The following is an 11,951-nucleotide window of genomic DNA, read 5'->3' on the forward strand; positions in this document are numbered from 1 at the left end:
AACGCGGTCTGCGATTTCCGCAGACCGCGCCTCCAACCTCTGTAGCGGGGACAGGATTTGAACCTGCGACCTCTGGGTTATGAGCCCAGCGAGCTACCGAGCTGCTCCACCCCGCGTCGTAGCACCTACCTTACGCCTGCGTGTCCGGCAGGCGCAAAGCAGGTGCCCTTTTGGTAAGCGACATCACCCTCCGGGCTTGCTGGTGGGCGGCGCGCTGGCCGGCGGGCTGGCCTTGGCCGCCTCGTAGGCCCGGTACGCGACATCGAGCGCGGCGAGGGCGGCGCCTTGATCCGCGTAGTTGCCCGCCTGCTGGGCGGCCTTGTACTTGGCCCAGGCGTCGTGCATCTCGCCCGCGGCCTTGTCGAGCGCCGGGTTGCCGCCGGTGGGCGGCTGCGGCGTCGTCGTGCCCGGCGGTTGCGGTGTCGTGGGTGCGGGGGTGCCGCCGGTCTGGGGAGGTGTGACCCCGGAACCCGTGCCCGGACCGAAGACCTGATCGAGAGCCTCGTTCAGGGTCGGCGCGAAGCCGATCTTGGTGCCGTAGGAGACCAGGACGCGGGCCAGCTGCGGATAGCTGAGCTGGTTCCGTTGCCGGATGTAGACCGGTTCCACGTAAAGGAAGCCGTTGGCGACGGGCAGCGTGATCAGGTTTCCGTAGGTGACCGTGACATTCGGGTTGTTGAACAGTGTCCGGTCCTGCGCGACCCGTGGGTCACTCTGGAATCTGTTCTGGACCTGGACCGGCCCGTCGACCTGGGTCGCACCGGTCGCCCCGGTGGGTAGCCGCAGTACCTGCATTCGCCCGTAGTCCTCGGGATCCGAGGACACCGACATCCAAGCCGCCAGATACTGCCGTTGGAGACCGGTCAGCGAACTGGTGAGCTGGAACCTCGACCTGGTGTCGCCCGGCGCGGTGGCCAGGACGTAGTAACCGGGCTGGTTGGCGATACCGGAAGCGGACGCGTTCACGCCGCCTTCCTGCGTCGGATCCTGCGGAACGCTCCAGAACGCCTGCTGCGCGTAGAACTCCGCCGGGTTGTTCACGTGGTACTTCGACAGAAGTTCCCGCTGTACCTTGAAGAGGTCTTCGGGGTAGCGGAAATGCGACCGCAGGTCCGGCGAAATCTCACTGCTCGGCTTCACGAGCCCCGGGAAGACCTTCTTCCAGGCGTTGAGCACCGGCTCGTTGTCATCGACCCCGTACAGGGACACGGTGCCGTCGAACGCGTCGACGGTGGCCTTGACCGAGTTGCGGATGTAGTTGATCGAGGAGTTCGCCTGGCGGGTGGTGCCGCTGAGCGAGTCGTTGGTCGCCTGGCCGAGTTGGGTCTGCTGGGCGTACGGGAAGTTGTTCATCGTCGTGTAGCCGTCGACGATCCAGATGATCTTGCCGTTGACGACCGCCGGGTACGGGTCGCCGTCGAGGGTCAGCCAGGGAGCGGCCTTGGCGACGCGTTCCCGCGGCTCGCGGTTGAACATGATCTTGGATCCGTCGCCGATGGCGTCGGAGAAGAGGATGTTCCGCTCGCCGTACTCGGCGGCGAAGACGAGCCGGTTGAACCAGTTGTCGATCGGCACGCCGCCGGAGCCCTTGTAGATGTAGGCGCGGTCGATGGCGGTGTCGTACTCGCCGGGCGCCTGCCCCTCCTTGCCGCCGACGATCGCGTACGCGGCGTCTGTCGCGAGCTCGCCGTAGTAGATGCGGGGCTCTGCCACCTTGATGCCTGGCTTGCCCGGATCGGTCGAGCCCGCGCCCGCCGGATTCTGGGTGTCGCTGGTGGTCGCGATCGGGTAGCCGCCGTCGGAGTTGGCGTCCTTCAGCGCGCGGTCGATCGTGTTGGCAGGCGCGGCGACGAAACCGTTTCCGTGCGTGTAGACGAGGTGCTTGTTGATCCAGTTCGTCTGGTTGCCGGTGAGGCCTTCGGTCTTGATCTCCTTGGCCGCGACGATGTAGTCCTGCGTGACACCGTTGAGGGTGTAGCGGTCGATGTCCAGCTTGGACGGGAAGCCGTAGAAGTTCTCACGGCCGACGCGCTGGGTGAAGGTGTCGCTGAGGACGTTCGGGTCGAGGAGCCGGATGTTCGGGACCGTCCCCTTGTCCGCCTTGATCTCCGCGGAGGTCGCGTCGGACTTGCCCGTGTAGTCCTTGTACTCGACATTGTTCAGGCCGAAGGCCTGGCGCGTCGCGTCCATGTTGCGCTGAATCGACGCGGATTCCTTCTCGTTCGCGTTGGGACGCACCGAGAACTGGTCGAGCACCGCGGGCCACGCGACGCCGACGAGCACGTTCGACAGGATCAGCAGCACCAGCGCGATCGCCGGAAGCTGCAGGTTGCGCAGGAACGCGCCGGCGAAGAACGCGACGGCACAGATCACCGAGATACACAGGAGGATCAGCTTCGCGGGCAGGACCGCGTTCAGGTCTGTGTAGGTCGCGCCTACAAACAGCGGCAATCCCCGGTCGGATAGCAGGAGGTTGTAGCGGTCGAAGTAGTACTCGACCGCCTTCAGCAGCACGAAGATGCCGATGGTGATGGCGAGCTGGGCGCGGGTCGGGCCGGCGAGTTGGCCGCCCTTGCCCGCGAGCCGGATGCCGCCGAAGACGTAATGCGAGATCAGCGCGCCGAAGAAGGCGATGACGACCGCGATGAACAGCCAGCCCAGGAGCCAGTTGTAGAACGGCAGGTCGAAGGCGTAGAAGCCGACGTCGTTGCCGAACTCGGGATCGGTCTGGCCGAACGGCGTGCCGTTCAGGAACAGCTGCACGACCTGCCAGTCGCTCTGCGCGGACGCGCCGGCGATGAGCCCGGTGAGTACCGGGATGCCGATGCCGAACAGGCGGATCCGGCCGACGATCGCGGACCGGTAGCGCGCGAGCGGATCGTCGTTGCCGGAAATCGGCACGAAGACCGGCCTGCTCCGGTACGCGATCATCAAACTGATCGCGAGCGCGCCTCCCACCAAGAGCCCTACGGCGAAGAACAAGATGACGCGGGTGATCAACACCGTGCTGAACACGGTGCGGGCGCCGACCTCGCCGAACCACAACCAGTCGACATAGGTGTCGAGCAGTCTCGCGCCCAGCAGCAGGGCCAGAATGACTACGGCGGCGATGATGAGCAGTATCCGGCTGCGCCGGGACAGCTTCGGCAGGCTCACGGGGGGCCGAGTGGCCACTGCACACGCTCCTGGTTTGGTGAACTTTTCGCGGGGCGCGCGTACCGCGTGCGGCCCCTGATGCTCTAACTCTACGGATGCCGTCGGAAGTTCCCGGAACCCGCCCAAACCGGACTCGGAAGGCCGCCGCCCCGGCCGCCTGGAACGATGTGTCAATGGCACCGAGTAAGCAGCAGGGCGTGGCCGGCCTGGCCCGCGAAGTCGAGGAGTTCGTCGCCTCCGGTGGTTGGGATCAGCCGCCGCAGTTGTTCGCGTTGGTCCCGACCGCGGCGCTGCTGGACGAACAACCTGAATTGGCCGGGCAACTCGACCCGTCGGCCCCGCTGACGCCGGTCGCCCAGGAGTCGTTGCCGGACGGTGACCTCGGTGAAGCGCTGGCGCAGATCGCGTGGCCCGATCTGGTGCTGGGATGCGCCCTCGCGCAGGAGATCATCGTGCTGCCGCCGGACGCCGAGGCGGAGCTTCCGGCCGTCCCCGAGACCGATGCCGAACGTCTGCGCCAAGCGGCCGCCGACCACCCGCGCCGTACCGAAGCCCGGCTCGTCGCCGCTGTGCTGCGGGACGGCGCCGGAGCGTGTGTCATGCGGCTTCGTGGCGCCGGGAAAGCCGAGGAGCCCGGTGACGTCCCTGTCGACGAGATCATCGAGAACCCTGAGCTGGCCCCCAACCTGCTCGAGGCCCTGAGGGCAACCCTGCTGCCCTGACCTGCAAAAGAGAGCAAGGGACCTTTGCTATCGCCCGCCCCAGGAGGCTCGCTGGGCGATAGCAAAGGTCCCTTGCTCTCGTCGGTCAGACCCGCGGGCGATACCAAAGGTCCCTTGCTCCCCCGGCGGTCAGCAGGAGGTGGTGGGCCTGCCCACCTTCAGGTTCTCGAGCTGCGCGATCGCCTCGTCCAGCGTGGACACCTTGATCAGGTTCAGGCCATCGGGCGCGGCGGTCTTCGCCTCGGCACAGTTGTGCGCGGGCACGAGGAAATCGGTGGCACCGGCCTCGCGCGCGCCGACCACCTTGAACGAGATGCCGCCGATCGGGCCGACGACGCCCGTCTCCGAGATCTCACCCGTTCCGGCGATGTGCCTGCCCGCGGCGAGGTCGCCGGGCTCCATCTTGTCGACGATCGCGAGCGCGAACATCAGACCAGCCGACGGGCCACCGACGTCCTGCAACGAGATTTTCACATCAAACGGAACATCGGCGCGATCCACCGCGGTCAGCCCCATGAAGCCTTCCGGGCCGTCGGGCCGCTGGGCCAGCGTGAGCGGCACGGTTCGCTCGGCCTGCCCGTCGGACTTGAAGGTGATCTGCACGGTCTGCCCTGGCTTGGTGCCGTTCAACGCGGCCCGCACCTCGGCAGCCTCCGTGACCGTCTTCCCGTTGACCACCAGGAGTCGGTCACCTGGCGCGAGCACCTTGTCCGCCGGACTGCCCGAGACGATCGTCTTCGCGAGCACCTTCACCGGGAACTTGCGGCGCAGCGCGGCGACCTGGGCCGCGGTCTGCGAGTCCTGCAGCTGCTGGATGTTCTCTTGCCTGACCTGCTCGTTGGTCTCGCCCGGTTTGAAGTACTCCTCGCGCGGCGCCAGGGCATACCGGCCGCTCGCCCAGAGCCCGAGCGCGTTGAACAACGTGATCCCCCCGTCCCGTAACGAGACCGTCGTCATGCGCAGCTCGCCGGAGGTCTGGAAACTCTCGTGCCCGTTGACCTGGATCACCGACTGTCCGGCGGCGTCCTTGCCGAGGGTGTCGTAGGTCGGGCCCGGGCTGATCGCCACATAAGGCACCGGGATGAAGAACCCGACCAGCGCGAAGACCACGAACAACACGCCGCTGACCAGCACCGTCCAGCCTCGCCGCGTCAGCCGCCGTTCGGAGCGGTCCTGGTCACTCGCGGAGCCCGCACGGCTCCGCGCTGCTGTGGTCTCCTCCGAGGGCTCTGTCACGCGTGACAGCGTACGGTGACGGTGTTCGCTTCTCGGTGAAGGCCACGCGCATCACTCCCGTTGACGAGCTCTCGGTCGGGGGAGCCGCGTACGGTGGTGCCATGAGCAAACCCCCGTTCGGCTTCGGACCGCCCGATCCCGACAAACGAGGCGAGAACGAGCCGTCGGATTCCGGCGGCCAGCCCTCCGGCGCCGAGGCCTTCAATCAGCTCGGTCAGATGCTCAGCCAGCTGGGCCAGATGCTCAGCCAGGCCGGCAGCTCGACCGGGCCGGTCAATTACGACCTGGCGAAACAGATCGCGCTGCAGAACCTCAGCAGCAGTGACAGCGACGCCAAGCTCGGCTTCTCATCGTCCAGTGGCGGCGACTCGAGCACGGCCGTCCGTGACGCCGCCCACCTGGCAGAGCTGTGGCTCGACGCCGCGACGATCCTGCCCGCCGGTGCTTCGACGACCGTCGCGTGGTCCGCGCGCACCTGGGTCGAGAAGACCCTGCCCACCTGGCAACGCCTCTGCGACCCTGTCGCCCAGCAGGTCTCGGGCGCGTGGGTCGAGGCCCTGCCCGAAGAAGCCAAACAGGCCGCCGGCCCGCTGCTTTCGATGATGGGGCAGATGGGAGGGATGGCCTTCGGCTCTCAACTCGGCAACGCCCTGGCTCAGTTGGCTTCCGAAGTGCTCACCTCCAGCGAGGTCGGCCTTCCGCTCGGCCCCGCCGCGACTTCCGCGCTGCTGCCGGCGAACATCGAGAAGTTCACCGAGGGCCTGGAGCTGCCGACCAGCGAGGTGCTGGTCTTCATCGCCGCGCGCGAAGCTGCCCACCAGCGGCTGTTCGCCCACGTTCCTTGGCTGCGGCAGCGCTTGCTGGCCACTGTCGAGGAGTTCGCGAGCGGCATTTCCGTCGACACCTCGGCGCTGGAGCAGCTCGCGGGCCAGATCGACCCGTCGAACCCGGCCAGCATCGAAGAGGCCATGTCCTCCGGCCTGCTCGAGCCACAGACCTCGCCCGAGCAGAAGGCGGCGCTGAACCGGCTGGAGACCCTGCTCGCGCTGGTCGAAGGCTGGGTCGACGTCGTGGTCGCCGAGGCCATCGGCGACCGCCTCCCGGGTGCGGACGCACTCCGCGAGACGCTGCGCCGCCGCCGGGCCACCGGTGGCCCGGCGGAGCAGACCTTCGCCACCTTGGTCGGGCTCGAACTCCGGCCGAGGCGGATGCGGGCGGCTTCAGCGCTGTGGAAGCTGGTCGGCGACCAGCACGGCATCGAGAAGCGGGACGGCCTCTGGTCCCACCCCGACCTGATGCCGACCGCCGAGGACCTCGACGAGCCGCTCGACTTCGCCGAACGTCTCGGCGATGGCGAGTCGACCCTTGAGGGCATCGACCCGATCGCCGAGATCGAACGCACCGAGCGCGAGAAGAACAAGCCCGAGAACGACAAGGGCGACGAAGGCAAGAACTGAGGCACCGTCAGTCCTCCGCCGCGATTCCCCATCCGGCGGCGGAGGACAGGCCCTCCAGATAGCCGATGGCGCGTTCGGTCTTGGGATAACGGCGTACGAGCTCCCAAAACGCCGCGTTGTGCCCTGGCTCTTTCAAATGCGCCAGTTCGTGCACGAGGACGTAGTCCAGCACCCAGGCCGGTACCCGGCGCAGCCGATCACTGACCCTGATCGTCGCGTCGACCGGCGTGCAGGACGCCCACCTCGTCCGCATCGGCGGCACCCAGCGAACGCTCGCGGGTATCGCCTTTCCGTCCAGATACTTCGCCGAGAGCACAGCGCAGCGCGCCAGCAGCGCCTCGTCCGAGGCCTTCGGCGGAGCGGCTCGCCGCGGGCCCGTGCGCAACAGTTTGCGCTGCATCTCGGCAACCCAGTGCTTCTCCTCGGCCCGGGTCATCCGGGCAGGGATCAGCACGACGAGGGTGTCCTCGTCCCAGTACGCGGTGACGGTCCGGTGGCGGCGCTGGCTACGCCGTACCTCGACCTTGTGTTCGGGAGTGTCCGACAGGGGATTGTCCCGGCTCCTCAATGAGGGCATCCGTGCTTCGACCACTCGACCACGGTAAGGCCAGTCACCGACAAGTCCGAGAGCCGAAAGGTCACAGCCTCAAGTTATCCACAACGGTACTCACCTGTGGATAACTCGGGTATTTCTTGGCGGTCGGTGAGCGAGGGAGTGCGATCCTGCGATCATGAACCTTCGCGAACCGGACCTGCGGTCGATCATCCTGCCTGCCTTCCCGGTCCTGCTTCCCGGCCTCGATGTGCTGGAACGTGGGAACGGCGAGGTCCAGGTCGGCCTCGACCCCGCGCACGCGGTGGTGATCACCGGGGTGGCCTCCGAGGTGGCCGGTGCGCTCCGCAAGCTGGACGGGAAACGGGCCGTCGACGACATCGTGCTCGCGCAGAGCGAACACGATGAACAACTTCGGGAGCTGATGGCCGACCTGACGATCCGCGGGCTGGTGACCGACGCGGGGCAGCCTCGGCGGCACCCGAGCCCCAGGCCCGAGACGGGACTTTGGTCGCTCCGCGCCCGTCACCACCAGGCCGCGCTCACCGCGCGCCGCCGGCACACGGCGGTGGCGGTCCAGGGCGACGGCAGGCTGGCCGTGGCCATCGCGGTGCTCCTCGCCAACGCCGGGATCGGGCATATCGACGTCCGGGCGTCGGGCACGGTCCGTGAACGCGACCTGGGTTCGGGCTACACCGAGGCCGAGATCGGCATGTTCCGCCGGGACGCGATGACGCAGGTCGTCCGGCGCGCCGGTGGGGAAACGTCGACCTCCCGGCTTTACTCGGACCACCAGCCGGAACTCGTGCTGCTCACCGATGCCGTGGTACCCGCGCCCGAAGTGGTCGACGAACTCGTCCAGAACGGCATCAGCCACCTGCCGGTCCGCGTCCGGGACGGCATCGGCATCGTCGGGCCGCTGGTGGTGCCCGGCCGAAGCAGCTGCCTGCGCTGTGCCGATCTGCACCGTGCCCGCGCCGACGAGACCTGGCCAAGGGTGGCGAGCCAGCTCGCGGGGCGCGTGCAACGACCGGACCTCGGCGCCGTGCACGCGTGTGCCGCGCTGGCCGCCGCGCAGGCACTGCGGCTTCTCTCGCCCAGCGACCAGGCACCGCCCTCGTGGAACGCCACACTGGAGATCGATTTCTTCGAAGGTGCCATTCGCCACCGTGATTGGCCGCCCCATCCCGGATGCGGATGCGGTGCCCGCTGATACCGCGAGCGATGTAGCCCACACACACGCCCTCAACAGGCTGCGCGTGCGGAGTGAAGCAAGGCAGAATCGCGAAGGTGACCGACTCCCGCAGCGCCGAGGACCGTGAAGCCGCCATTCCCCGCAACGGGGCCGCGCGAACGGCGAAGCTGGCCAGTATTCCGCTCGGCATAGCCGGCCGGGCGGTCGGAGGCTGGGGAAGGCGGCTGACCGGGCAGAGTGCCGAAGAGGTCAACGCGACGCTGTCCGCCAAGGCCGCGGAGCAGCTTTTCGAGGTCCTCGGCACGCTCAAGGGCGGCGCCATGAAGTTCGGCCAGGCGCTGAGTGTCTTCGAGGCAGCGGTGCCGGACGAGATGGCGAAGCCCTATCGCGAGGCGCTGACCAAGCTCCAGGCGGCGGCACCGCCCATGCCGACCCGGCAGACCCACCGGGTCCTCGCCGAGCAGCTGGGACGCACCTGGCAGCAGCGATTCGCCGCGTTCGACGACGAACCGGCCGCGGCGGCGAGCATCGGCCAGGTGCACCGGGCGACCTGGCACGACGGCCGCGAGGTCGCCGTCAAGGTCCAGTACCCCGGAGCCGACGACGCGTTGCGGAGCGACCTTCGGCAGCTCCAGCGCTTCAGCAGGTTGTTCCAGGCCTTCGTGCCGGGGACCGAGGTGAAACCGCTCCTGGCAGAACTCGCCGAGCGCATGAACGAAGAGCTCGACTACCAGGCGGAAGCCCAAAACCAGCGAGCTTTTGTGAAGGCGTTCGAAGGTGTCTCGGGCTTCCTGATCCCGCGAGTGGTCGCCAGCGCGCCGAGGGTCGTCGTCACGGAGTGGGTCACCGGAACCCCGTTGTCGAAGATCATCTCCGGCGGCGACAAGGAAGCGCGGGATCGCGCCGGCAGCCTGCTCACCGAGTTCCACTACTCGTCGCCGGAGCGAGCCCGGCTGCTGCATTCGGACCCGCATCCGGGCAACTTCATGCTGACCGCCGACGGCAGGCTGTGCGTGATCGACTTCGGCGGGGTGTCCCGGCTGCCCGAAGGCATCCCGCAGCACCTCGGCGAGATGACCAGGCTGGCGCTCGACGGCGAGTCCTCGAAGCTCATGCGGCTGCTCAGGGAGTCCGGTTTCATCCGGGCCGACGCGGATCTGCTGGCCGACGACGTGCTCGCCTACCTCGCGCCGTTCACCGAACCGCTGGCAGGCGAGACGTTCCATTTCACCCGCCGCTGGATGCAACGGCAGGCTGGCCGGGTCGGCGATACCCGCGGCAGGGACTTCCGGATCGGCCGCTCGCTCAACCTGCCGCCCGAGTACCTGATGATCCACCGGGTGACCGCGGGATCTACCGGCATCCTCTGTCAGCTCGACGCGGAGATCCCCGCCCGCGCGATCGTCGAACGGTGGCAGCCGGGCTTCGCGGCCTGAGAAGTTATCCACAGGGATCGTTGGGACTGAGCCAAATCGGGGTCTTTCGGGCGAGTTGTCCACAACTTCGCGGAAGTGGTTCCACCCGGACGGCCCAACGGTCATCCTCGATTCATGACCACTACACGAAGCGCCCGGCTCATGGCGCTCAGTAACACCTGCGAATCCGGGATCATCACCATCCGAGAGCTGCGCAAGGCGGGCGTGACCGCGCGTTACGCCGCGAAGCTCTGTGGCCCTGGCGGTCCTTGGCGAAGGCTGATGCCGGGTGTGATCTTGTTGCGCGACTCCGCGCCCACCCGGCTTCAACTGCTGCAAGCCGCCGTCGCGCGGTTCGGTCCGGACGTGGTGGTGACGGGCACCGACGCGCTTCGCGCCCGAGGCGTGGACTGCCCGGTGACGCGCGACGTCCATCTCCTCGTCCCCGACTATCGACGCATGCCCGCGGAACCCGGCATGCTGCCTCGAAGAACCACGCGGATGCCGCCGCCGACCTTGATCGACGGCGTCCCGTTCGCCCCGCCGGCCAGGGCCGCGCTCGATCTGGCCCGGCTGGAGCTCGATCCGGCACGGATCGACGAGCTGATCTCGCTCCCGGTGTATTGGGGTCTCTGCACGCTCGAACAGCTCAGCGAAGAGCTCGATTCCGGTAACCGGCGAGGCTCAGCCGCGGTCCGGGCGGCGCTACGCCGCGTCGATCCCCAAGAGACCTACGCGCATGGGCTGGCGAGGAAGGTCCTCGACGGGTGCCCGCTGCCCTCGCCGTCGTGGAACATGACGATCTGCGACCGGCGCGGGCGTCCCATCGGCGGTGCCGACGCCTGGTGGGACGACATCGGCCTGGCGTGGCAATTCCGTGCCCCGAACCCAGGCACCGCGAACTTCCATCCCCTGGCACTGACCGCGACCGGAACAGTGCTGGTCCGTTGCACCATCGATCAGCTGCGGAAAGTCCCGCTGGAGGTCGCGGCCGAGCTCGTCAGGGCGTACGCCGAAGCGGCGAGGACGCCGCGGCCGAAGGTCCGCACGATCGGCCGGATCAACGACGCCGCCTGAAGAGCTCACCAATACTCGTCCGGGAGCTTTCCCTCGATGTCGCGGGTGTGGCGGCGAGCGCAGGTAGGACACATCCAGCGCACAACGTTCTTCTCGCGGGTGGAGACCCAGGCGAGCGTCTGCGCTGGCTCCTCGTCGGCACCACGGATCCGGCCGCACGACGAGCAACCGACCTGGCCGCTCACGACCGCCGTCCACAATGGATCGTCTTCGCCCCCTGGAGGAACAGATCCTGGCGCGCGCCGAGGAAGGCGGGGCTCGCCGGATCCACCAGGGCGGCCGCGGTCTCGTGATCGTCGCTGCTCAGAAGGTCGCCCGCCACCCCGGCCAGCCAGGTCACCCGCTCGACGACGAACTCGCGCAGCAGGTCCGGCCCAGGCGCCGGGTGATGAATGAGCACCCCGAAGGAGTCGATGTCGTCGAGACCGGCCCGCTGAAGTGCGACGTTCCAGCCGTAGGGCATGGAGACGGAGCCTGGGATACCCGCCCGCATCTCGGCGAACCACTCACCTCGCGCGGCGAGCAGCCGCTCCTCGAGCCCTGGGCGACCTATACCGAGGTCCCAGGGGAGACAGTTGAAATCCAAGCCGCCCTCGGAGATGGCTACCAGCCCACCAGGGCGCGCGAGCTGTGCGAGGGTGTCGATGGCCGCCTGCTGATCGGGAAGGTGGTGAACCACGCGTGAAGCCCAGACCAGATCGGCCGGAGGAAGCCGGGTGGGCAACCCGTCGTCGGCCACGTCGGCATGGACCGTCTCGACGGTAGCCCTGTCCCCCGCGGCCGCGCTGACTCGCCGGTGTGCTTCGGCGAGCAGGTGTTCTGTCGCGTCGACCAGCACGATCCTGGCGTCGGCGAAAGAGAGCTCCTCGGCGAAGAGCACGCTCATCCCGCCCGCACCACAGCCGACGTCAAGGATGGTCGGCGCCGCCGGCATGCCTTCCAGCAGCCGCCGGGCCGCCACCCGCGTCGACTCGGCGTCGAGCGCTTCGGCCATGCGAAGCGACCGAAGCCGATCTGCCCAGTCGATGTCGTCGTGCGTATGTACGGCCATTCCCCCAGTGAACACCACACCAAGCCGTACCACGCCCCAACGGGGGAGCGGGGGACCTTTGCTATCGCGCGGCGATAGCAAAGGTCCCC

At 68.0% G+C, this 11,951-nt stretch carries 10 protein-coding genes and 1 tRNA gene; 5 read left to right on the forward strand and 6 right to left on the reverse strand.

The window, feature by feature from the left end; genetic code table 11:
* Positions 1 to 42 precede the first annotated feature (42 nt).
* Both BS329_RS41025 and BS329_RS41030 read right to left on the reverse strand, forming a co-directional pair.
* A tRNA-Met gene (locus tag BS329_RS41025) sits at positions 43 to 116 on the reverse strand.
* 67 nt (positions 117 to 183) lie between these two features.
* The gene (locus BS329_RS41030) at positions 184 to 3,174 is read right to left on the reverse strand and encodes a UPF0182 family protein (RefSeq protein ID WP_076168946.1); all 2,991 of its coding nucleotides are present in this window, start codon (positions 3,172 to 3,174) and stop codon (positions 184 to 186) included.
* A 155-nt stretch (positions 3,175 to 3,329) separates the two neighbouring features.
* Between BS329_RS41030 and BS329_RS41035 the strand changes: the two genes are divergently transcribed.
* Entirely contained in the window at positions 3,330 to 3,878 is a 549-nt protein-coding gene (locus tag BS329_RS41035; protein WP_076168948.1) for a PPA1309 family protein, read from the forward strand.
* 129 nt (positions 3,879 to 4,007) lie between these two features.
* Here BS329_RS41035 and BS329_RS41040 read toward each other — a convergent pair whose 3' ends face one another.
* A complete protein-coding gene (locus tag BS329_RS41040) occupies positions 4,008 to 5,012 on the reverse strand; it encodes a YlbL family protein (RefSeq protein WP_208619378.1) in 1,005 nt (334 codons plus the stop codon).
* 203 nt (positions 5,013 to 5,215) lie between these two features.
* On the opposite strand from BS329_RS41040, the gene BS329_RS41045 reads away from it, so the two are divergent.
* Positions 5,216 to 6,571 carry a zinc-dependent metalloprotease gene (locus BS329_RS41045; RefSeq protein ID WP_076168957.1) on the forward strand — a complete coding sequence of 452 codons (1,356 nt, stop codon included), beginning with the start codon at positions 5,216 to 5,218 and terminating at the stop codon, positions 6,569 to 6,571.
* A 7-nt stretch (positions 6,572 to 6,578) separates the two neighbouring features.
* On the opposite strand, the gene BS329_RS41050 is transcribed toward BS329_RS41045, so the two are convergent.
* Positions 6,579 to 7,139, reverse strand: coding sequence for a M48 metallopeptidase family protein (locus BS329_RS41050; protein ID WP_076168951.1), 561 nt, complete (start codon positions 7,137 to 7,139; stop codon positions 6,579 to 6,581).
* Between the two features lie 163 nt (positions 7,140 to 7,302).
* Between BS329_RS41050 and BS329_RS41055 the strand changes: the two genes are divergently transcribed.
* From BS329_RS41055 to BS329_RS41065, 3 genes are all read left to right on the forward strand, one after another.
* Positions 7,303 to 8,337: a TOMM precursor leader peptide-binding protein gene (locus BS329_RS41055; protein WP_076168952.1), complete on the forward strand. Its 1,035-nt coding sequence runs from the start codon at positions 7,303 to 7,305 to the stop codon at positions 8,335 to 8,337.
* A gap of 77 nt (positions 8,338 to 8,414) precedes the next feature.
* The gene (locus BS329_RS41060; RefSeq protein WP_076168958.1) at positions 8,415 to 9,755 is read left to right on the forward strand and encodes an ABC1 kinase family protein; all 1,341 of its coding nucleotides are present in this window, start codon (positions 8,415 to 8,417) and stop codon (positions 9,753 to 9,755) included.
* 141 nt (positions 9,756 to 9,896) lie between these two features.
* Entirely contained in the window at positions 9,897 to 10,811 is a 915-nt protein-coding gene (locus BS329_RS41065) for a hypothetical protein (RefSeq protein WP_076168954.1), read from the forward strand.
* A gap of 5 nt (positions 10,812 to 10,816) precedes the next feature.
* On the opposite strand, the gene BS329_RS45075 is transcribed toward BS329_RS41065, so the two are convergent.
* Together BS329_RS45075 and BS329_RS41075 are read right to left on the reverse strand one after the other, a co-directional pair.
* Complete coding sequence (locus BS329_RS45075; protein ID WP_076168960.1) at positions 10,817 to 10,996, reverse strand: hypothetical protein; 180 nt, start codon at positions 10,994 to 10,996, stop codon at positions 10,817 to 10,819.
* Entirely contained in the window at positions 10,993 to 11,862 is an 870-nt protein-coding gene (locus BS329_RS41075) for a class I SAM-dependent methyltransferase (protein WP_076168955.1), read from the reverse strand. The genes BS329_RS45075 and BS329_RS41075 overlap by 4 nt, the downstream gene beginning before the upstream one ends.
* Positions 11,863 to 11,951 lie beyond the last annotated feature (89 nt).

Origin of the sequence: Amycolatopsis coloradensis (assembly GCF_001953865.1) — a bacterium.
Classification (GTDB): Bacteria; Actinomycetota; Actinomycetes; order Mycobacteriales; family Pseudonocardiaceae; genus Amycolatopsis; species Amycolatopsis coloradensis.